The sequence below is a fragment of the Streptomyces sp. D2-8 genome (genome assembly GCF_023184515.1).
Classification (GTDB): domain Bacteria; phylum Actinomycetota; class Actinomycetes; order Streptomycetales; family Streptomycetaceae; genus Streptomyces.
Map to the genome: position 1 here is coordinate 314,068 of NZ_JAAHBP010000007.1, position 21,281 is coordinate 335,348.

Below are 21,281 nucleotides of genomic sequence, written 5' to 3' on the forward strand. Positions count from 1 at the left end.
CAGACGAGGCGGCGTAGGCCGGACACTCGAGTGCGACGACGCCTACGCCCTGTCCAGGCGGTGGAGGCGTTCGCCGCAATGGGCTGAGGCCGGGCCGGTCAGGCCCGGCCCGCGGCCACGGCTCAGGTGGTCGCCGCGGCCGGGAGCTCGGGCCGGACCGGCTGGTGGGACGGTGTCTTGGGCAGTGCGACCACCATGGTCAGCCCGCCGCCCGGGGTGTCCTCGGCGGTGACGGTGCCGCCCATGGCCTCGACGAACCCGCGGGCGACCGCGAGGCCGAGCCCGACACCGGCGCCGCGTGGTGCGTCGCCGTACCGCTGGAAGGGCTCGAAGACGGCGTCCTTGGCCTCGTCGGGGATACCGGGGCCGCGGTCGACGACGCGCAGTTCCACGCGGTCGCCGATCGCGCTGGCCGACACCAGGACCGTTGTGCCGGCGGGGGTGTACTTGACGGCGTTCTCGACGATGTTGGCCACTGCCCGCTCCAGCAGGCCCCGGTCCACCGTGACCATGGGCAGGGTCTCCGGGATGTCCAGGACGACGCTGTCCTCCGGTACGCCGCCCAGCGCCATCGGCACGACCTCGTCGACGTCGGTCTCGCGGAACACCGGCCTGACGGTCCCGGTCTGCAGCCGGGACATGTCGAGCAGGTTCCCGACCAGATGGTCGAGGCGGTCGGTGCCCTCCTCGATGCCGGCGAGCAGCTCGGCGCGGTCGTCCTCCGACCATTCGACGTCGTCGGCGCGCAGCGAGGTGACGGCGGCCTTGATGGCGGCCAGCGGGGTGCGCAGGTCGTGGCTGACGGCGGCGAGCAGGGCGGTGCGGATCCTGTTGCCCTCGGCGAGCTTGCGGGCCTCGGCCGCCTCGCCGACCAGGCGCTGACGGTCCAGGACGACGGCGGCCTGGGAGGCGAAGGCGCCCAGAATGCGCCGGTCCTCCGCGGGCAGGACCCGGCCGGTGAGGGCCAGGGCCAGATGGTCGCTGACGGGCATGTCGACGTCCGCGTCCTCGGGCCGGGCGACCGGCCGGGCCTGGCCGACACTGCCCACGCAGGTCCACGGCTCGACGTCACTGGTCCGTTCCAGCAGGGCGACGGACTCCATGGCGAAAGTCTCCCGCACCCGGTCGAGCAGCGCCTCCAGGCTGGTGTCGCCGCGCAGCACACTGCCCGCGAGCAGGGACAGGGTCTCGGACTCCGCCCGCAGCCGGGCGGCCTGCTGGGTGCGGCGCGCCGCGAGGCCGACGACCGACGCCACGGACGCCGCGACGGCGAAGAAGACGAAGAAGGCGAAGATGTTCTCGGGGTCGGCGATGGTCCACGTGTGGACGGGGGGCGTGAAGTACCAGTTCAGGAGCAGTGAGCCGGCGGTGGCCGAGGCGAGCGCCGGCCACATCCCGCCAAGCAGCGCCGCCGCGACGGTCACGGCCATGAAGAGCTGCATCTCGTTGGCCAGCCCCGTCCCGCTGCCCATGGACGTCAGCACCACGGTGAGCAAGAGCGGCCCGGCCACGCCGACCAGCCAGCCCGCCACGAGGCGCGGGCCTCCGAGGCGGCTGCGCCGCCGCTTGGGCAGCCCCCGGCCCCGGCCGACGGCGTCGTGGGTGACGATGTGGACGTCCAGGTCGGGGCCCGACTCGCGGGCCACGGTGGCGCTGACCCCGGGCCCGAACACGTACTGCCAGGAACGGCGGCGGCTCGCGCCCAGGACGATCTGGGTGGCGTTCACCCCGCGGGCGAACTCCAGCAGCGCGGAGGGGATGTCCTCGCCCATGACATGGTGGAACGTTCCGCCGAGGTCCTCGACGAGGGTCCGCTGGACGGCCAGCTCCTTGGGCGAGGCGGAGGTGAGGCCGTCGCTGCGGGAGATGTAGACGGCCAGCACCTCGCCGCCCGCGCCCTTCTCGGCCAGCCGGGCGGCCCGGCGGATCAGGGTGCTCCCCTCGGGACCGCCGGTGAGGCCGACGACGATCCGCTCCCGGGACCCCCAGATCGCGGAGACCTCGTGGTCCGAGCGGTACTGGTTCAGGTACTCGTCGACGCGGTCGGCCACCCACAGCAGCGCCAGCTCCCGCAGCGCGGTGAGGTTGCCGGGCCGGAAGTAGTTGGACAGGGCGGCGTCGATCTTGTCCGGCTTGTAGATGTTTCCGTGGGCCATGCGGCGCCGCAGCGCCTCGGGCGACATGTCGACCAGTTCTATCTGGTCGGCGCGGCGGACGACCTCGTCGGGGACGGTCTCCTTCTGCCGTACGCCGGTGATCGACTCGACGACGTCGCCGAGGGACTCCAGGTGCTGGATGTTCGCCGTCGATATGACGTCGATGCCCGCCGCGAGCAGTTCCTCGACGTCCTGCCAGCGCTTGCTGTTGCGCGAGCCGGGGATGTTGCTGTGCGGCAGTTCGTCCACCAGGGCGACGGCGGGCCGGCGGGCCAGGACCGCATCGACGTCCATCTCCGTGAAGGTGCTGCCCCGGTACTCGATCTCGCGGCGCGGGAGCTGCTCCAGGCCGTGCAGCATGACCTCCGTGCGCGGCCGGTTGTGGTGCTCGACGAAGGCGACCGCACAGTCCGTGCCCCGCTCGACACGGCGGTGGGCCTCGGAGAGCATCGCGTACGTCTTGCCGACGCCCGGCGCCGCGCCGAGGTAGATCCGAAGCTTTCCGCGTCCCATGGTGCGATCTTTCGTGTCGAAGCAGATGGTTCCGTGGCCGTCGCGGACGACGCCACGACCTGCCCTGGGCTAGGGGGCTTCGAAGCGGTAGCCCATGCCCGGTTCCGTGATCAGGTGGCGCGGTCGGGAGCGGTCCTTCTCCAGTTTGCGCCTGAGCTGCGCCATGTAGACGCGGAGGTAGTTCGTCCGGGCGGCGAAGGTGGGCCCCCAGACCTCTTCGAGGAGTTGCCGCTGGCTGATCAGCCGCCCCGGGCTGCGGACCAGGATCTCCAGCAGGTGCCATTCCGTGGGGGTGAGACGGACGGGCCGGCCGTCGCGCCGGACCTTCCTGGCGGCGAGGTCGACGGTGAAGTCCTCGGTGGTGACCGTGAGCGACTGCGGCTCGTCGGCCGGCAGCACGCCGCCCGCGCCGTCGCCGGTGTCGCGCCGCACAGCGGCCCGCAGCCGGGCCAGCAGCTCGGCCATGTCGAACGGCTTGGTGAGGTAGTCGTCGGCCCCCGCCTCGAACGCCTCGACCTTCTCGTGGGTGGTGCGCCGGGCCGACAGGACGACGAGCGGCACGCGGGTCCAGCCGCGCAGGGCCTTGATCACGTCGATGCCGCCCATGTCGGGAAGGCCGAGGTCGAGGACGACGACGTCCGGTCCGCGCTCGGCGGTCAGCCGCAGCGCGGTGGTGCCGTCGGGGGCCGCGTCCACCACGTACGCGCGCGCCCGGAGGTTGATCGTCAGTGTCCTGACGAGCGGCGGTTCGTCCTCGACCACCAGCACCCGGGTCATTGAGGGTGCCACCTTTCTTGTCGTCTCGTCGTTCACGGGACCGTCAGCGTGCGGCCAGGTCCTTCAGCGCGAGGTTGAGCTCGAGGACGTTGACGTGCGGTTCGCCGAGGAAGCCGGCGGTGCGGCCCTCGGTGTGATCGTCGACCAGCTTCGTGACCTGCTGCTCGGACAGGCCGTTGGCCTTGGCCACCCGCTTGATCTGGATCTCCGCGTACTCCGGGGAGATGTGCGGGTCGATCGCGGAGGCCGAGCCGGTGACCGCGTCCTTGGGGACCTCGGACTCCGGTACGCCGTTGAAGGCGGCCACGGCCTTCTTCGTGTCGCCGACCAGCTCGGTCAGTGTCGGGTCGGACGCGCCGAGCTGGCTGGAGCCGGTGGACAGCGGGTCGTAACCACTGTTGGACGGGCGCGGCTGGAACCACTTCGGGTCCGGCCGGGCGACCTCGCTCTCGTCGTCCCCCGTCGTTGCATCAGATGCTGCCTTCTTCGGCAGGTCCCAGGTCTGGCCGATGAGCTCGGAGCCGACCTCCTTGCCTTCGACCTTGACGATCGAGCCGTTGGCCTTGTCGTGGAAGAGGCCCTGGGCGATGCCCGTGACCGCGAGGGGATAGAGGATGCCGGTCACGACCGTGAGGACGAGCAGCATGCGCAGCGCGGCCCAGGCCAGGCGTCCCGTGTTCGCTACGGAGTTGTTCATAGCCGATCAGCACGCTTTCTGGTTAACGCAGCCCGGGGATGAGCGAGATGAGCAGGTCGATGAGCTTGATGCCGACGAACGGGGCGATCAGGCCGCCCAGGCCGTAGAGGCCGAGGTTCCGGCGGAGCATCTTGTCGGCGCTGGTCGGCCGGTAGCGCACGCCCTTCAGGGCGAGCGGGACCAGCGCGATGATGATCAGCGCGTTGAAGATGACCGCGGAGAGGATCGCGGACTCCGGCGAGGCCAGGCCCATGATGTTGAGCTTGTCCAGGCTCGGGTAGGCGACCGCGAACATGGCCGGGATGATCGCGAAGTACTTCGCGACGTCGTTGGCGATGGAGAAGGTGGTCAGCGCGCCTCGGGTGATGAGGAGCTGCTTGCCGATCTCGACGATCTCGATGAGCTTGGTCGGGTTGGAGTCGAGGTCGACCATGTTGCCGGCCTCCTTGGCGGCCGACGTACCCGTGTTCATGGCCACGCCGACGTCCGCCTGCGCGAGCGCGGGGGCGTCGTTCGTACCGTCGCCGGTCATCGCCACGAGCTTCCCGCCGGCCTGCTCCCGCTTGATGAGGGCCATCTTGTCCTCGGGGGTGGCCTCGGCGAGGAAGTCGTCGACACCCGCCTCCTCGGCGATGGCCTTCGCGGTCAGCGGGTTGTCACCCGTGATCATGATCGTCTTGATGCCCATGCGGCGCAGCTCGTCGAACCGCTCCCGCATGCCGTCCTTGACGACGTCCTTCAGGTGGATGACACCGAGGACGCGGGCACCCTCGTCGTCCTCGACCGCCACCAGGAGCGGCGTGCCGCCGGCCTGGGAGATGGTGTCGTTGAGCGCCTGGGCGTCGTCGGCGACGGTGCCGCCGCGCTCCCGCACCCAGGCGACGACCGAGCCCGTGGCGCCCTTGCGGACCTTGCGGCCGTCGACGTCCACACCCGACATGCGGGTCTGGGCGGTGAAGGCGATCCACTCGGCGTGGGACAGCTCGCCCTGGTGGCGCTCGCGCAGGCCGTACTTCTCCTTGGCGAGGACGACGATCGAGCGTCCCTCGGGCGTCTCGTCGGCCAGCGACGACAGCTGGGCGGCGTCGGCCAGTTCGGCCTCCGTGGTGCCTTTGACCGGGACGAACTCCGACGCCTGGCGGTTTCCGAGCGTGATCGTGCCGGTCTTGTCGAGCAGCAGCGTCGACACGTCACCGGCTGCCTCGACCGCGCGCCCGGACATCGCGAGGACGTTGCGCTGGACCAGCCGGTCCATACCGGCGATGCCGATCGCGGAGAGCAGCGCGCCGATGGTCGTCGGGATCAGGCAGACCAGCAGCGCGGTCAGGACGATCATCGACGTCTGCTCGTCGGCGCCCGCGTAGATCGCGAACGGCTTCAGCGTGACGACGGCCAGCAGGAAGACGATGGTGAGGGACGCCAGCAGGATGTTGAGGGCGATCTCGTTGGGGGTCTTCTGCCGGGCGGCGCCCTCGACCAGGTTGATCATCCGGTCGATGAAGGTCTCGCCGGGCCTGGTCGTGATCTTGATGACGATCCGGTCGGACAGGACCTTCGTACCGCCGGTGACGGCCGAGCGGTCGCCGCCGGACTCGCGGATGACCGGGGCCGATTCGCCGGTGATGGCGGACTCGTCCACGGACGCGACGCCTTCGACGACGTCACCGTCGCCGGGGATGATGTCGCCGGCCTCGCAGACGACGAGATCGCCGATCCTCAGCTCCGCACCCGGAACCCGCTCCTCGTTCCTGCCGATGATCCGGCGGGCGACGGTGTCGGTCTTGGCCTTGCGCAGGGTGTCGGCCTGGGCCTTGCCGCGGCCCTCGGCCACGGCCTCCGCCAGGTTGGCGAAGAGCGTGGTGAGCCACAGCCAGGCGGTGATCGCCCAGCCGAACCAGTCGCGCGGGTCCTCGACCGCCAGCACGGTGGTGACCACCGAGCCGATCAGCACCACGAACATGACCGGCGACTTGACCATGACCCGCGGGTCGAGCTTGCGCAGAGCGTCCGGGAAGGACTTCAGGAGCTGCTTCGGGTCGAACAGACCCCCGCCGACCCGCCCGCCCCCGGGCTTGCGCCCGGTGGGCACGTCCGAGTGCGGCGCCGGGCCCGTCGTCGTGGTGGACATGGCGTCCTCGTACTTCTCTACGTCGGTGGTCATGCCGCGAGCCCTTCGGCGAGCGGGCCCAGCGCGAGGGCCGGGAAGAACGTCAGACCGGTGATGATCATGATGTTGCCGACCAGGAGGCCGGTGAACAGCGGCTTCTCGGTCCGCAGGGTGCCCGCGGTCTCGGGGACGGGCTTCTGCTCCGCCAGCGATCCTGCGAGCGCGAGGACGAACACCATCGGGAGGAACCGGCCGAGCAACATGCACAGGCCGAGTGCCGTGTTGTGGAACTCGGTGTTCGCGCCGAAGCCGGCGAAGGCCGAGCCGTTGTTGTTCGAGGCGGAGGTGTAGGCGTACAGCACCTCGGAGAAGCCGTGCGCACCTGTGTTGGTCATCGACGACTCACCGTTGCCGGTGGCCATCGCGATCGCCGTGCCGATCAGGACGAGGGCAGGGGTGATCAGGATGTAGCAGGCCGCGTACTTGATCTCGCGGGTGCCGATCTTCTTGCCCAGGTACTCCGGGGTGCGCCCGACCATGAGACCGGCGATGAACACCGCGATGACCGCCATGATCAGCATGCCGTAGAGGCCGGAGCCGACACCGCCGGGCGCGATCTCGCCCAGCATCATGCCGAGCAGCAGCACACCGCCGGACAGGCCACCGAAGGAGTCGTGGAACGAGTTGACCGAACCGGTCGACGTCATGGTCGTGGAGACCGCGAACAGGGAGGAGGCCCCCTCGCCGAACCGCTGCTCCTTGCCCTCCATCGCACCGCCCGCGAGCTGCGAGGCGGTGCCCGGGTGGGCGTATTCGAGCCAGGTCACCAGGACCACGCCGACGAACCAGATCGTGGCCATCGCGCCGACGATCGCGTAGCCCTGCTTCACGCTGCCGACCATCTTGCCGAAGGTGCGCGGCAGCGAGAACGGGATGACGAGCAGCAGGAAGATCGTCAGGAGGTTCGAGAAGCCGTTGGGGTTCTCGAAGGGGTGGGACGAGTTGGCGTTGAAGTAGCCGCCGCCGTTGGTGCCCAGGTCCTTGATGGCCTCCTGGGAGGCGACGGCGCCGGGGCTGATGGACTGCGTCTGCCCGGTGACGGTGGTCAGTTCGTGAATGCCGGCGAAGTTCTGGACGGCGCCGGCGGCGACGAGCAGGACCGCTGCGATCACGGAGATCGGTATCAGGATCCGTACGACACCGCGGACCAGGTCGGCCCAGAAGTTGCCCAGCTCGCCGGTGCGGGTGGGGGTCCCTCTTGCTCGAAGAGCTCGGGGGAGGGCGAAGCCGCGGACCAGCGCCACGGCCACGGCGATGCCGACGGCGGCCGAGACGAAGTTCTGCACGGCGAGGCCGGCGGTCTGGGCGACGTGGCCCATGGACGACTCGCCGGAGTAGGACTGCCAGTTGGTGTTCGACACGAACGAGGCGGCCGTGTTGAACGCCTGGTCCGGCGTGATCGCCGCGAAGCCCAGCGACCCCGGCAGATCATCCTGAATCCGCAGGATCAGGTAGAGGAACAGCACGCTCACCGCGGAGAACGCCAGCACCCCGCGCAGGTACGCGGGCCAGCGCATCTCCGTGTCGGGGTTCGCTCCGACGGCGCGGTAGATCCACTTCTCCATCCGGAGGTGCTTGCCGGAGGAGAAGACGGCGGCCATGTAGTCGCCGAGGGGTCGGTGCACCAGTACGAGCGCGACGATCAGCGCGGAGACCTGGAGCACGTCAGCAAGAACGGGGCTCATATCCCCCGGAGCGGAAGCGACTGATGTCACCGTCAGAACCTCTCCGGATTGACGAGGGCGAGGACGAGGTAGCCCAGCAGGGCGACGGCCACGACGAGGCCGATGATGTTCTCGGCGGTCACAGCTTCGCCACCCCCTTGGCGATGAGGACCACCAGCGCGAACACCGCGATCGTGGTGACGACGAAGGCCACGTCGGCCATCGCATGCTCCTGGAAGAGGTTCGGAGAGGAACGGACTCCACGAGAAAAGCGCACCCCTGGCGCGAAAGCGCCCCTCGTTGACGACGCCCTTACGCCGCTGACGGCCCTCTTGACGGCATCCATACGCCGCAGTGCTTGGATCACGCCTCCGGCGGGCGCGCCGTCGGCCCCGGCGTTTCGTCGGCCGGTGCCGCGAACGGGCCCGTTCACCCCGGCCTGGTCCCCATCGGTCCGGGCGCGAGAAGGGTTGACGCGGCTCTGATACCTGCGACGCCGATGCCGTAGTTCGGCGGTCGAGTCGCTCGTCGGCAGTGGCCCTGCCGGTCATCATCCCGGCTGTTCGGGGGATACGCGGGCGACCTCGGCGGCGTATCCCACCCCGCGGGGGCATCCCTTGCTGGGACGAAAGGGAGACGTGATGCCGCTCTATCTATCAAGGTTCAGCTACACGCCGGAGACCTGGCGGAGACTCATCGGCCACCCCGAGGACCGCGCCAAGGCCGCTCAGTCGTACATCGAGTCCGTCGGAGGCAAGCTCCACGGCTTCTGGTACGCGTTCGGCACACGCGACGGCTACAACCTGTGGGAGGCCCCCGACAACGTCTCCATGGCCGCGGTCGCCCTGGCGATCAGCGGAGGCGGCGCACTCAGCTCGTTTGAGACGACCGTCCTCCTGACCGTCGACGAAACCATGGATGCCCTGCACAAGGCCGGGCAAGTCCAGTACCGGGCTCCCGGCGCGTAGCGGTCCGGATGGCCGGGCCTGGTTCAGGCACCAGGGCATCGATACAGCAGCGAGGTACAGCAACCACAGCAACCGTCCGCGTCCAGGAGTGGTCGTTGGAAGGCCGCACAGCGTCTTGCGTGTGGTCCACACCACACAACCAACTGGTGGAATCGATCAAGGAGCGCGTCGACGCCCGCGGAGCATCCGGCTACATCGCGGCCGCCGCCCATCGGGACGCCATGGACCGACTTCGCGAGTTGGCCGAGCGTCTGGAAGAAGAGCACGGCGCCGTGTTGGCGGCTGTGGCCGGGCGGGAAGCCGCGCAGGGCGCCCAAGCAACCGTCTTCACCTCCGACACCGATGACATGAACCAACTTCTCGTCGGCCACTCCGTGCGAGTCGAGAAGGCCTGACGGGACGCGGGCACCTCGCTCCGCCGCTCACCGGCTCAGGGGCCCTTGCACGAGCGCCCGGGTCGCGCGGCCTGGTGCCGCGCCTCGCCGCGATACCGAACAGCCCTGGTGGCTCCTCCCCCATCAAGGACTTCCCGGCGCCTTGCGATGCACGGCACCAGACGCGCGACCGAATCGACGCGGCTGCAGCCCCAGGGTGGCCCGTTCGGGGGGTCCCGGCGGCTGGCCGCAACCGAGAGCCGACTACTGGTTGCTCAACAGGCGAGTAGTTGCACATTTGGAAACCAGATGCGTAAGTTGAGGGTGCACGAGGCGGCGACCGCGAAAGGATGACCATGGGGGAGAACGCGAACTCCGCAGAGCAACTGCGTGCCATAGAGAACGCCCCGGTACTCACACGATCCGCGTCCGCCGGCGAGCGTGCCCTGGGGGCGCTGTCGGTCCTGGCGCTTTTCGCCGTGCTCGCCGTGGCGGCCGCGACGGCGATCCCGGTAGTGCTGGGGTCGGTGGCCCTGCTGCTCGCACTGGGGCTCGTCCTGTACTGGCGCTGGTTCCACCTTCGGGCCCCCGGCCGAAGGCCGCACACCAAGAGTGAGGAGCGGATCGCTTTCCTCGGCCCGGTGGCCCTGGCGATCCCCGCCCTCGGGCTGCTGTGGAACAACCCGGTCGCGTTGCCGGGCGCCCTTGCCGCGGCGGCCGTGCCGACCGCCGTACTCGTCGGCTACCTCGTGCTGCGCTGGAGGCGCTGACATGCCCCCGCAGCCGCGCACGCGCCTGACGACGGTGATGCACTCACCCACGCGTCTCGCCATTCTGGGCGTCCTCAGACACGTCCAGCAGATCAACTTCGCCGATCTACAGAACTCCCTGGAGCTCTCCACCGCCGAACTCTCCCGCCAATTGGGCATTCTGGAGAAGGAGAACCTCGTCGAGATCGCGAAGTTCCGTGAGCGGCGGCACGCCGTTACCCGAGTCCGCCTCTCGCCTTCCGGGCGGGAACAGTTCCAGGATTACCTGGAAGAACTGCGCAAGGTCGTTCAAGCGGATATCGAGTAGCGGGACGAGCGGATTCCCGGGCACGGAGATGGGGCGAGCTGGAGAGGCCCACCCCATCATCACCGTTCAGTGCTCAGGAATTGAACCCGGCCGTTGAAGTGCGCGGTTCGTCACGCCCAAGGGGTGGCACATCAGACGGCGCTGGCGGCGAGAGAGGCGGCGAGGCCGGAACAGCGGGGACTCACGGCGGAAGGCGCTGAACCCGACGAGGGCACGCGCCAGCCTGCGCCGAGGTCAGCGCCCCACCCAGTCGGGACTGATCGCAGCTTCCCAAGCTGCGGTCACGGCCGCACCCACGGCTTCATCGTGTGATCGAGGAGCGTCTACCAGTCCATGGGCCGGCGTTGGGCGTTGGCCCTTGATGCTGTCGGAGGTGCACCCGGAGGACCTTGCCCCCCCAGCGTGGCACGACGAAAGCGCCCCGTTCCCGGAAGGAGAGCGTGACACGGCGATGTAATGTGCCCTCACCTGCGCACCCTTGGGGGGGATCATGCACATTCGTACCGCCGTGGCCGGGCTCGCGGTCGCCGGAACGCTCGTGGTCGGCTGTAGCTCCACCGGCTCCAGCGACACCTCACCGAGCACATCGCCGAAGAGCACAAGCTCCGTGGACGCGGCTTCGGCCGAGAAGTCAGCCGCGTTGACCGCGCAGGTGGCCGTGGCAGCGCTGGGGAAGTCGATCCCGGAGTTGAGGCTCGTCCGGGTCTATGACGAGGCCAACGACCCGAACCACCTGCTGGGGCGGCCGGGCGGCTACACCAGCAAGGCCGCCTTCTCCGACAGCCGTGTCTCCTCCGCGGACGTCGAGGGTCTGGACAAGGACGCGATTGAGCGCGGCGGCAGCGTCGAAGTGTTCAAGAGCGAGGACGAGGCGAAGGCCCGGGCGAAGTACATCGAGACGATCGCCAAGTCCATGCCCAGTGCGACCGAGTACCACTACATCGTCGGCGGCACCCTCATCCGTGTGTCAAACCTGCTGACGCCCACTCAGGCAAAGGACTACCAGGCGGCTGCCAAGAGCCTCTGACGTGCGAGCTACGAAGGACTCACCGTGTGCGGTCCGAACCCGAGGATCTCCCGCTCGATCGGCGCCGGAAGCCGTGTGGTGGGCCATCGCCCTCTGAGAACATCGGAGTCATTCATCCAGGCAGGGCGAACTGGATACCGTGACGGTTGAAGTGGCACCATCAGGGTCGCCGGACACCCGCGAGTCCGAGTCCGTGTCCTCGGGCCCGTCTGTCCGCGAGCCGGTGCAGGTGGCCGACGCAAAGGCCACGGGCGGGACGAAGAGGCGGAGCCGACGGCCCGCAGCAGCAACTCCTCGAAGGATGTGTCCATGCGGCTGGCCTTGAAGACGTCGGACCCTGTGCGAAACCAGTCCCTGCGCAGGCTCCTCATCACACTTCTGGTTGCCGCTGTCGCCGCCGCCCTGGCGATCGGCGGCATTGCGGTGGCCAACGCGGTGAACCAGCCGGAGCTCCGGATACGCGGCATCCCCAGCAGCGGCGTTTTGAACGCCGCCGCGCTCTCCGATGCCACGCTCATGGTGGACGTGGTCGATCGCACCGACGACGCGGCGCTGAGTAATGAGGCGCTGCGCAACGTCGAGGCCAGGCTGAACGGCGAGATCGTCCCCACCCTGTGGGTCGGAAACCACCGGGTGCTCGATGTGGGGGCGTTGCGGGACGGGGAGTACGAACTGACGGTGACCACCGACCCGGGCCTGCTCTCGCGCGAGATCAGTCTCAGTCGCCGCTTCGTCGTGGACACCACCCAGCCCTGACCTCGAAGTCCGGTTCAGGCCAGGCCGAACTTCTCGGCGTGCACCTGTCGTGCGGGGACTCGCAGGTCTCGCAGGCCGGCGAGCACGGCCCTGGTCATGGCGGGCGGGCCGCAGACGTACACATCGCGTTCGGTGACGTCGGGGACCAGGTGGTGCAGGCGGTCCGGGCTGAACGGCGGTGGGGCGCCGCCCTCGCCGGTTCTGCCGGTGAGCAGGTGCAGCCGTCCGCCCCGGAGCGCGACCAGGTGGCGCACCTCGTTCAGCAGCACGGCGTCGGCCTCGCTGCGCACCCGGTACAGCACGACGACGTCGCCGGTCGTCTGCTCCTCCAGCATGGCCCGCACGGGCGTGATCCCCACGCCGCCGGCGATCAGCAGGGTGCCGGGACGGGTGCGGTGCAGCGAGGTGAACGCCCCGTACGGTCCCTCGACGAAGGCGCGGCTGCCGACCGGGACGTTCCGCAGGCCGGCACTGGTGCTGCCCGCCGCCTTCGCCGTGAGACGCAGCCCTTGTCCGCCCGGCGCCGCCGACAGGGAGAAGGGGTTGGCCAGCCACCAGTGGTTGTGCCCGGGGAACCGCCAGATGCAGAACTGCCCCGCTCTGGCCGGGAGTTTGTCGAGGTGTCGGCCGGTGACGTACACGGAGACCACGTTGTCCGACTCCGGTACCACGGCCGCGACGCGGAACCGGTGGTAGGCGTTGCGCCACAGCGGCACGGCGACCCGCCCCGTCAGTAGGGCGCCGAAGGCGAACAGCCACAGAATCCACCAGTAGGCCGTGGCGAACGCGGAGGAGGTGAACGTCGTGGTCTCCTGCAACTGGTGGACGAACGACAGGCCCAGGGCCACGTAGAGCAGCAGGTGCAGACCGTGCCACACCTCGTACCGCAGTCGCCGCCGCAGGGGCCGGGTGGAGATCACGGCGATCACGACGATGATGGCCGCGGCGAGCATGCCCAGCAAGGAGGCCGGCACCCCGCTCAGTGCGACGAACGTCTTCCCCATGGACGCGTCGTCGAGGTTCGCGTAGCCGAGCACCACCAGTGTGGCGTGGGTGAGGACGGTCCACAGCAGCGAGAAGCCGACCCAGCGGTGCCACACCGTGAGCCGGTCCATCCCGATGCGGCGGTCCAGCCACGGCAGCCGGGCCACCAGCAGCAGTTGGAACAGCATCAGCAGGGCTGCGTGCAGTCCGAAGAACTTGGCGACCGTGAGCACGCCGTTCTTGCCTGAACCGGCACTGAGGAACAGCGCCTCGACGATCACCGTGTTGACGAGGACGAAGGTCCACAACGCCCAGCGCGCCGCGTCCACCGGAAGCACGGTGCCTTTGCGCACCGTGTTGCTCACCGCCGCCATGGTTGCCATCCCCCCTGACCGCAGCACTCACGGCCCGTCTGCACAAACCCCATGAAGACCGAGGAATCCGGCCGGATGCGCACCTCGATCGGGTAAGGATACGGCGCGTGGATCCGATCCGTTCACGCCGGAACCATCCAATCTGACCGCCTTTTGGCGCGTTGGGCGGCTTGGGGTGCCGCGGTGGTTTGCGTGGTGCGACGTCGGCCTCGGACACCCCGTCCACCTGCCCGACACGCACCCGCTCCGAAGCCGCCCGGGCACCGTCACGACCGCTCGTCCTGAACACCGATCTCCGCCCAGATCGACTTCCCTCCGGCCCGGTGGCGGGTGCCCCAGCGTTGGGCGAACTGAGCGACGAGCAGCAGGCCGCGCCCGCCTTCGTCGAACATCCGCGCTCGCCTCATGTGCGGCGCGGTGCTGCTGCTGTCGGAGACCTCGCAGATGAGCGCGGTGTCGCGGATCAGGCGCAGCTGAACGGGAGGGGTGCCGTACCGGATCGCGTTGGTGACCAGTTCGCTCACCACCAGTTCGGCGGTGAAGACCACCTCGTCAAGGCCCCAGTCCGCGAGGCGACGGGCGACCTTGTCGCGGGCGTCGGCCACGGCGGCTGGGTCGGAAGGCAGATCCCAGGTGGCCACCTGGCCGGCGTCGAGAGCCCGGGTTCGGGCGATGAGCAGGGCGACGTCGTCCCTCGGCTGCGCGGGGAGCAGAGCCTGGACCAGGTCGTCGCAGGTGGCGTCCAGCGAGTCGGCGGGGCGCTCCAGGCGTCGGCGCAGCAGTGCCATGCCCCTGGTGAGGTCGTGTTCGGGGACCTCGACGAGGCCGTCCGTGTACAGCACGAGGAGGCTGCCTCGGGGCACTTCCCATTCGACCGCTTCGAAAGGCAGCCCTCCGACTCCCAGTGGCGGGCCGACGGAGAGATCGATGAACTCGGCCTTGCCGTCGGGCGTGACCACGGCGGGCGGGGGGTGGCCCGCGCCGACGGCGGTGCAGCGGCGCGACACCGGGTCGTAGACCAGATACAGGCAGGTGGCGACGAGATCGGTGACGACCTCGATCTCGGGATCCGTTGCCGTGTCCTCCTCCGCCCCGAGGTGGGTGATCAGGTCGTCGAGATGGACGAAGAGCTCCTCGGGGGGCAGGTCGACGTCCGCCAGCGTGCGTACCGCGGTCCGCAGCCGCCCCATGGTGGCGGAGGCGCGCAGGCCGTGGCCCACCACGTCCCCGACGACCAGGGCGACCCGGGCACCCGACAGCGGGATCACATCGAACCAGTCGCCGCCCAGCCCTGCCCGGGTCCGGGCCGGGAGATAGCGGTAGGCCACTTCCGCGGCCTCCTGGACGGGGAGCCGCTGGGGCAGCAGGCTTCGTTGCAGGGCCAGGGCGGTGGTCCGCTCGCGGGTGAAGCGTCGGGCGTTGTCCACGGCCACGGCGGCTCGTGCGGCGATCTCCTCGGCGAGGAGCAGGTCGTCCTCGTCGAAGGAGTCCCGGCGGCGGTGGCGGACGAGGACGGCCACGCCGAGCGTGATGCCGCGGGCGCGCAGCGGAATGACCATGATCGAATGCATCCCGAAGTCACGGACCTTCCTCGCGCGCTCGGGGTCGGCGACCTGCCAGCTCTCGATGGCTTCGTCCAGGGTGCGGTGCAGCGACGACCGGCCCGTGTGCAGACAGCGGGCGGGGGGCGTGGATTCCGGGTAGTGGTCCACCGCGCCCGGCTGGACCACCGACTCGGGGATGCCGGGCAGGACGGACCGCTGCGCGGCGCGGCGCAGCGCGACGGAGCCCGTGGCGGACGGCCCGGGCTCGACACCTCGGAACAGTCCGTCCAGCAGGTCGACGCTGATGAAGTCGGCGAGCCGCCCCACCGCCACGTCGGCCATCTCCTGGGCCGTGCGCATCACGTCGAGGGTGCTGCCCACCTGCGCGCTGACGTCGTTCAGCAGGGCGAGCCGCTCGCGGGCCCGGTGCTGTTCGGTGACGTCGAGCGCGATGAGCTGCACGTGTCGCACCTGTCCTGCCCGGTTCCTCAGGGGGGACACGGATACGGCCCAGTGTCTGTCGCGGGCTCCGCGCCGCGGCCGGCCATGCACGTGGAAGCGCTCCGGTTCTCCCGTCTCGAGCACCCGGCGCATGCCCCCTTCGACCGTGGTGCAGATGTGCGGAGGCAGGATGTCGGTGACGCGCCGACCGCGCATCTGCTCCTCGGGGAGACCCAGCTCGCGGGCAGCGCCGGCGCTCCCCCGCAAGGCCCGCAACTCGGCGTCGTAGATCATCACCGGCAGGTGGGACTGTGCGAAGGCTTCCTCCGTCGTCGCCTCCTCCTCGTGCGGGGGTGGCTCCCGATGCCGACGCCGCGGCTGCTGTGGCGCCGTGGCCACGATGAGCCACTGTGCGTTGCCCTCGCGGTCGAGTGACGCGTACGCCCGCAGCTCGGCTTCCATGGGGTGGCCGTCCTGGTGCCGCAGCGGAGTCGGCCCGCTTCGTCCTTCGAGAACCGCGGAGAAATGCACCGTGGCGTCGGCGTCGGCGCCGAGCAGACGTGCAGCGGAACGCCCCGCGACGTCCTCGTACGGATACCCGAGCAACCGCTGTGCGCCGGGACTCCACCCCGTGACGATCCCCCTCGCGTCGACGACCGCCGTAGCCGAGGTGACCTGGTCCGGAAACTGCTCGAGGCCGTTTCCGAGGGGGTCGGCACTCTCCATGTCCATTCATCGCCCATCCTGCCCCCGGGCTCTCGGGGGCGCGGGAGACTCAGCAGAGACCGCAGGACGGCGATACGTCGTACCGTCGCGCCGGCTCCTTCCTCACTTGTATCTCTCCTCGCGCGCACACGCAGGTCGACGGACGGCGCCGATCAGGTCGACCCGTGCGCGCACACCGCCGCTCAAAGGCTGAACGATCACTCCGCCGATCTGGGGTTTTCGCGCTGGTTGGCCTTGAAGCGCGCCTTCTTCTGACGATTGCCACACGTGTTCATGTCACACCATTTGCGCGTGCGGCTCTGACTGATGTCGAAGAAGGCGGCTTGGCAGGTCGGTGATGCGCACAAGGCCAATTTTCCGTCTCGTTCGCCTGCGATGATGCTGATCGCGTCGGCGGCGATCACGCCGAGGGCATCTTCCACACAGGAAGCCGAGCTGAGCCGCCATCGCCGCTTGCCCTCGGGCGTCAAGGTCGCCGCGGCCCGGCCCTGTGCGCTGAAGTCGTTGATGACCTCGACAGCAAAAGCAGGGAGAGCGTCCTGGAGCGCGGCCGCTGTCGCGGCGGCGTGAATCGACTCCCTCAGTTCCCGAGCGCGGTCGAGCTGGGCAGTGGTGCAGGAGTCCACGGCGAGGCCGTTCACTGCCAGCCAGTCGATGAGTCGGTGCGGCGCGGGAATGCGCTCCACAGGGCTGCCGTGACGCTCCGACAGAGTCCCCGTGAAGCTGGTCGCCAGCACGCTACCGAGGCGGAAGTCAGGAAACTCAGCACGCATGGAACCACCTTAGCGGGTTCCATGCTGACGCGAAGGCATGGTAGAACCGCCTTAGCCGGTTCCCTCGATGGCCAGGAGGCCTCATGCCCCGTCCAACCAGCGACGTGCAAGCATGTGAAGCCCACGCAGCTGACGCCGACCTCGACGATCTGCGCGCGCGACTGACCGCGGCGCGACTACCGGAGGCCGAGACGGTCTGTCGCGCCGCGCCCGGCCCTCGCCGATGGGAACAGGGCGTTCCTCTCGCCGACCTCGTCGACGTCGTGACCTACTGGCGCACCGGGTACAACTGGCGGTCGTTCGAAGAGCGCCTTGACCGGATCGGCCAGTTCCGCACGACCATTGATGATCTGGGAATCCACTTCCTGCACCGTCGATCCCCGCGCACGGATGCCATTCCTCTGATCTTGACGCACGGCTGGCCAGGCAGCATTGCCGAGTTCATCGATGTAGTAGACGAGCTGGCAGACCCGAAAGACGCAGACGCGCCGGCCTTCCACGTCGTGGTCCCGTCGCTACCAGGCTTTGGTTACAGCGACAAGCCGGCCACCACCGGGTGGGGAACCGAAAGGATCGCGGCCGCATGGGTGGAACTGATGGGAAGGCTCGGTTACAGCACGTTCGCAGCCCACGGTGGCGACTGGGGAGGGAATATCACCACGGTTCTCGGCGGCAGGTTCCCGGCGCACGTTCTCGGCATCCACACATTGTTCGCGGAGGCGCCGCCCGGGTTGTCAACGGAGGGGCTGACGGCGGTCGAGCGCAAGTGGACCGAGGAGACCCGCGATTTCTGGCGCCACCGCGCGGCGTACGCGAAGCAGCAGGCGACCCGGCCGCAGACCATCGGCTACTCGCTCGTCGACTCACCGGTCGGGCTTCTGGCCTGGATCCTTGACAAGTTCGCCGAGTGGTCAGACACCGAGGACAGCCCGTTCGAGACGATTTCCATGGACAGGGTTCTTGACAACGTCACCCTGTACTGGCTGACGCGGACCGGCGCATCGGCGGCCCGCATCTACTACGAAAGCCACAACTCGCTGGACCCCGAACTTCGGGTCGACGTCCCGTCGGCAATCAGCATGTATCCCCGCGACATCGAGAAGTGTCCGCGCCCCTGGGCACAGGAGCGGTATCGGCAGATCGTCCGATGGAAGTCGCCCGAAGTCGGGGGACATTTCCCGTCGCTGGAGGTTCCCGAGTATTTCGTCAAAGATCTGCAAGAGGGCCTCGCGGCAGTGCTGGCCGCCCATCGGTGAACGCGGCGCGGCGACGGCAGAGCGTGGTCGGACAGGGCGCGGCGAAGACGGCGTGGAGCATGTCGAGGTCTTCCGGGCGGGCGCGAAAGGAGCCGCAGCCCGCTGCGCGTCATCCTGCTGCCGGCGTCTTCTCTTGCGCTGCCCTGGCATCGGCCCAGCATCCACCATCACAGCTCGCCTTCGGTTTCCGGTTCTCGTCGACGCCGCCGCGTGCCTCGTCGAACTCCTGGTGCATGTCGTCGACCAGGTCCAGCCCGTAGTGGATGACATCGGTCTGCACATCGACAGGACAGGGTGGCCGTGGCTTCCCCGACCCGCGGGGAGGTAGCGATGGGCGTACACGGGCATCAGCGCCGACGCTTCCGCGAGATGGTGCCGTGCCGTGGTCAGTGCATCCTCCGGAGGAACGTTCACCGGAAGGCCCGCCGCGAGGAACGCGCGGTGGTCATCCGCGAACTCAAAGCCGTACTCGTGCTCGATGCGCGAACTCTGCCTCCGACAGCCCCGGTTCGAACTCGTAGAGTCCGGTCTCCGCCAAGCGATGCGCGGCTTCCGCGCCCAGACGTGCCCCCTCATATGACGGGCTCCTACGCAGCCACGTGAGAGGCGGCGCCTCGTACGCGCGTCCCCTGACAGGCCCACGGCCAGCCCACATCAAGCCCACGGCCAGCCCTGGGAAGCCCCCGGCGTGCAACTCCCTGCCAGGCAGCTTCCTGGCGTGGCCGGATGCGGACAGGGGGGTCGGCGGGATGGTTCTCTCTTCTCAGCGGCCGGGAAGCGCGGGGAACGCGGAACGGTCCGGGGGAGCTGAAGCACCACTGGCTCCATGCGCATCGTCGCGAAGGTCCTGACTCACGCAGGGAACGGAGACCAGAAATGATCCGCATCACCAAGCGTTGTTCCGCCGCCGTCGTCCTCGGCTCGGCCGTGCTCGCCACGCTCGCCTGGGCGGCGCCGGCTCAGGCCGCCGAGCAGCAGGGCACCGGCCCGGCCGTCGCCGCGCAGGTCGAGATCCCGGTCGATGTCGTACTGCCGCACCTGCCCGGCACGCCCGACGACTTCACCTGGACTCCGCTGCCCCTGGGCGGCGACGACTTCACCTGGACGCCGGGCCCGCTGCACAACCGTGACGACTTCAGCTGGCGCCGGGGGCCGGCCAACGGCCCCGACGACTTCACCTGGCAGCCCGGTCCGGTGGGCGAGCGGTGATCTCTGCGACCGGGACCGGGGCGCCGGGTGCCGGCAGACGGCCGCACCCGGCCCTCGGCCCCACGGGCCGGGCTGTGACCGGCCGTCAGATCCACTGGCGGCGGGCCGCCTGGACTCCCGCCTCGAAGCGGCTGGAGGCGCCCAGGCGCTCCATCAGCTCGGCCATGATGCGGCGTTCGGTGCGGACCCCGATACCGAGGGCCCGGGCCACCGCCTCGTCGGTGAGGCCGGTGGCGAGGAGCTGCAGGAGTTTGCGCTCCTGCGGGGTGAGGCCCTGCGGGTCCTCGTCGGTCGAGGGGTGCTGATGGAACGGCGTCGCGTGTTCCCAGTACGCCTCGAACAGGGCCCGCATGGCGAGCACCACCGGCCGGCTGTGGAACATCAGCGCCGCGGGGCCCGTCTGGCCGGGCAGGTTGGCCACGATGGCCGCGGTCGTGTCGATGATCAGCAGGCGCATCGGCAGGGTCGGCGACGTGCGGATCTCGCTGTTGTGTTCCGCCATCCACTGCGCGTGGGTTCTCGTCACCCGGTCGTTGACGGCGCTGTCGAGGTAGATCGAGCGGAACCTGACGCCGCGGGCGAGCGCCCGTTCGTTCAGCGGTCGGGACGCCTCGATGGCCTCCTTGGTCAGCCCGCCCACGGGGTGGAAGACGAGGGACTCCTGCTGGCACGACTCGGCGAGGGCCTCCAGCCGGATGCGGATCTCGTCCACGTTGTCGAGCTGCTCCGTGCCGTCCGAGCCGGATCCGCCCGAGGCCGTGTACTCGGCGGCGAGTGCGGCGAGCGCGGCCCGGTTCTGCTCGATGCGCTGCTGCCGCCAGGCCAGTTCGTCCTGTTCCCGCTGGAGCAGGACCTTCAGGCCGAGCGAGGGGTTCACCGCCCGCAGCGTGCCGGGTGAGTCGCCCGAGGGGGCGAGCAGCGACAGGTCCGACAGGCGCATGAGCGCCCTGTGCACATCGTCGGGGCCGATGTCGAGGAGCTCCGCGAGCTTGTCCGGATCATGTTGCTTGTGGAAAAGGATCGCGCGGTACACCGCGAGGGTCTGCTGATCGAGCGGCGATACGTCATCCACGTGGCGTCTCCCCCTTGAACCACATGTGAACCGCATGTCTGGACCGGACTGCCGCACCGGCTCGCGAGGGGCCGCGCGGCACAGGGGGGCCGTCGCAGGTCGGGCGTAGATCCCCCGTATGTCGTTCACATATTGGCCACGTTACCCGCTCAGGAGTTCCGGTGTCGCACACAGTCGCACATGTACCACCGCCGTTGCACGGCTGTGTCGTGCTTGTCGTCGACGCCACCACCGGCGTCGGGCGGCGGGTCACGAGTCAGCTCTGCGCGCTGGGCGCCGCGGTCGCCGTGGTCGGCGCCGGGCATCCGGGGCGCGATGACGACGCCGCCACCAACGCGGCGTTCCTGTGCAAGGAACTGGCCGGAATCGGGCTGGTCGCACTGCCGTATCAGGCCGATGTGGAACGGCCGGAGAGCTTCCGCGCGCTGACCGGCCAGATCGCCGCCGACCTCGGCCCGGTCACCGCCAGTGTCGTGGTCGTGCCGTCCGCAAGCGGAGGCGAGGGACTGGCCCCGGTGTTCCGCGTGCTGTCGGGTGTGGTCGCGGCCTCCCTGCCGGCCGGCGCCGAGCACATCGAGGTCGACGTGGGCGGCGACGGCTTCAGTCTCGAGGAGGCGGCCCAGGCGGTGGTGGAGCGGCTGGTGCGCCTGCACGAGCAGTGCCGCACGCCCTCGGGCTGAGAGTCGCCAACTCCCATGTTTTCCAGAGTCTTTGCCTTAGTCCTGC

21 protein-coding genes are annotated in these 21,281 nt (G+C 69.4%); 9 read left to right on the plus strand and 12 right to left on the minus strand.

Annotated features, from left to right (window positions below; translation table 11 throughout):
• Positions 1 to 122: 122 nt before the first annotated feature.
• From G3I77_RS15145 to G3I77_RS15175, 7 genes are all read right to left on the minus strand, one after another.
• Entirely contained in the window at positions 123 to 2,669 is a 2,547-nt protein-coding gene (locus G3I77_RS15145) for a sensor histidine kinase KdpD (RefSeq protein WP_248504009.1), read from the minus strand.
• 69 nt (positions 2,670 to 2,738) lie between these two features.
• Positions 2,739 to 3,446 carry a response regulator gene (locus G3I77_RS15150; protein ID WP_248504011.1) on the minus strand — a complete coding sequence of 236 codons (708 nt, stop codon included), beginning with the start codon at positions 3,444 to 3,446 and terminating at the stop codon, positions 2,739 to 2,741.
• A 43-nt stretch (positions 3,447 to 3,489) separates the two neighbouring features.
• Positions 3,490 to 4,143, minus strand: coding sequence for a potassium-transporting ATPase subunit C (locus G3I77_RS15155; protein ID WP_248504013.1), 654 nt, complete (start codon positions 4,141 to 4,143; stop codon positions 3,490 to 3,492).
• 22 nt (positions 4,144 to 4,165) lie between these two features.
• Positions 4,166 to 6,304: a potassium-transporting ATPase subunit KdpB gene (kdpB, locus tag G3I77_RS15160; RefSeq protein WP_248504015.1), complete on the minus strand. Its 2,139-nt coding sequence runs from the start codon at positions 6,302 to 6,304 to the stop codon at positions 4,166 to 4,168.
• A complete protein-coding gene (gene kdpA / locus G3I77_RS15165) occupies positions 6,301 to 7,995 on the minus strand; it encodes a potassium-transporting ATPase subunit KdpA (protein ID WP_248504019.1) in 1,695 nt (564 codons plus the stop codon). The genes kdpB and kdpA overlap by 4 nt, the downstream gene beginning before the upstream one ends.
• Before the next feature lie 32 nt (positions 7,996 to 8,027).
• On the minus strand, positions 8,028 to 8,117 hold the full coding sequence (gene kdpF, locus G3I77_RS15170) for a K(+)-transporting ATPase subunit F (protein WP_248504021.1): 90 nt from the start codon (positions 8,115 to 8,117) through the stop codon (positions 8,028 to 8,030).
• Positions 8,114 to 8,251 (minus strand): hypothetical protein, encoded by a 138-nt coding sequence (locus tag G3I77_RS15175; protein WP_248504024.1) that lies wholly within the window; start codon positions 8,249 to 8,251, stop codon positions 8,114 to 8,116. The genes kdpF and G3I77_RS15175 overlap by 4 nt, the downstream gene beginning before the upstream one ends.
• A gap of 364 nt (positions 8,252 to 8,615) precedes the next feature.
• Here G3I77_RS15175 and G3I77_RS15180 point away from each other — a divergent pair, with 364 nt between their 5' ends.
• From G3I77_RS15180 to G3I77_RS15205, 6 genes are all read left to right on the plus strand, one after another.
• A complete protein-coding gene (locus G3I77_RS15180; protein WP_248504027.1) occupies positions 8,616 to 8,942 on the plus strand; it encodes a GYD domain-containing protein in 327 nt (108 codons plus the stop codon).
• Between the two features lie 146 nt (positions 8,943 to 9,088).
• A complete protein-coding gene (locus tag G3I77_RS15185; RefSeq protein ID WP_248504030.1) occupies positions 9,089 to 9,337 on the plus strand; it encodes a hypothetical protein in 249 nt (82 codons plus the stop codon).
• A 335-nt stretch (positions 9,338 to 9,672) separates the two neighbouring features.
• A complete protein-coding gene (locus G3I77_RS15190; RefSeq protein ID WP_248504034.1) occupies positions 9,673 to 10,086 on the plus strand; it encodes a hypothetical protein in 414 nt (137 codons plus the stop codon).
• Position 10,087: 1 nt separating this feature from the next.
• A complete protein-coding gene (locus G3I77_RS15195; RefSeq protein ID WP_248504035.1) occupies positions 10,088 to 10,393 on the plus strand; it encodes a transcriptional regulator in 306 nt (101 codons plus the stop codon).
• 490 nt (positions 10,394 to 10,883) lie between these two features.
• A complete protein-coding gene (locus tag G3I77_RS15200; protein ID WP_248504036.1) occupies positions 10,884 to 11,420 on the plus strand; it encodes a hypothetical protein in 537 nt (178 codons plus the stop codon).
• Between the two features lie 309 nt (positions 11,421 to 11,729).
• Entirely contained in the window at positions 11,730 to 12,176 is a 447-nt protein-coding gene (locus G3I77_RS15205) for a hypothetical protein (RefSeq protein WP_248504037.1), read from the plus strand.
• A gap of 14 nt (positions 12,177 to 12,190) precedes the next feature.
• Here G3I77_RS15205 and G3I77_RS15210 read toward each other — a convergent pair whose 3' ends face one another.
• The 3 genes from G3I77_RS15210 to G3I77_RS15220 form a co-directional block, all read right to left on the minus strand.
• Positions 12,191 to 13,534 (minus strand): ferric reductase-like transmembrane domain-containing protein, encoded by a 1,344-nt coding sequence (locus G3I77_RS15210; RefSeq protein ID WP_248504039.1) that lies wholly within the window; start codon positions 13,532 to 13,534, stop codon positions 12,191 to 12,193.
• A gap of 266 nt (positions 13,535 to 13,800) precedes the next feature.
• Entirely contained in the window at positions 13,801 to 16,251 is a 2,451-nt protein-coding gene (locus tag G3I77_RS15215) for a SpoIIE family protein phosphatase (RefSeq protein ID WP_248504041.1), read from the minus strand.
• Between the two features lie 191 nt (positions 16,252 to 16,442).
• Complete coding sequence (locus tag G3I77_RS15220) at positions 16,443 to 17,018, minus strand: ABATE domain-containing protein (protein WP_248504044.1); 576 nt, start codon at positions 17,016 to 17,018, stop codon at positions 16,443 to 16,445.
• Positions 17,019 to 17,101: 83 nt separating this feature from the next.
• On the opposite strand from G3I77_RS15220, the gene G3I77_RS15225 reads away from it, so the two are divergent.
• Positions 17,102 to 18,274, plus strand: a complete 1,173-nt coding sequence (locus G3I77_RS15225) for an epoxide hydrolase family protein (protein WP_248504046.1) — start codon at positions 17,102 to 17,104, stop codon at positions 18,272 to 18,274.
• Between the two features lie 109 nt (positions 18,275 to 18,383).
• On the opposite strand, the gene G3I77_RS15230 is transcribed toward G3I77_RS15225, so the two are convergent.
• Complete coding sequence (locus tag G3I77_RS15230) at positions 18,384 to 18,554, minus strand: hypothetical protein (RefSeq protein WP_248504047.1); 171 nt, start codon at positions 18,552 to 18,554, stop codon at positions 18,384 to 18,386.
• 596 nt (positions 18,555 to 19,150) lie between these two features.
• On the opposite strand from G3I77_RS15230, the gene G3I77_RS15235 reads away from it, so the two are divergent.
• Positions 19,151 to 19,483, plus strand: coding sequence for a hypothetical protein (locus tag G3I77_RS15235; protein ID WP_248504048.1), 333 nt, complete (start codon positions 19,151 to 19,153; stop codon positions 19,481 to 19,483).
• An 85-nt stretch (positions 19,484 to 19,568) separates the two neighbouring features.
• Here G3I77_RS15235 and G3I77_RS40890 read toward each other — a convergent pair whose 3' ends face one another.
• Positions 19,569 to 20,555 (minus strand): helix-turn-helix transcriptional regulator, encoded by a 987-nt coding sequence (locus tag G3I77_RS40890; RefSeq protein ID WP_248504049.1) that lies wholly within the window; start codon positions 20,553 to 20,555, stop codon positions 19,569 to 19,571.
• 209 nt (positions 20,556 to 20,764) lie between these two features.
• On the opposite strand from G3I77_RS40890, the gene G3I77_RS15245 reads away from it, so the two are divergent.
• Positions 20,765 to 21,235 (plus strand): hypothetical protein, encoded by a 471-nt coding sequence (locus tag G3I77_RS15245; protein WP_248504052.1) that lies wholly within the window; start codon positions 20,765 to 20,767, stop codon positions 21,233 to 21,235.
• Positions 21,236 to 21,281 lie beyond the last annotated feature (46 nt).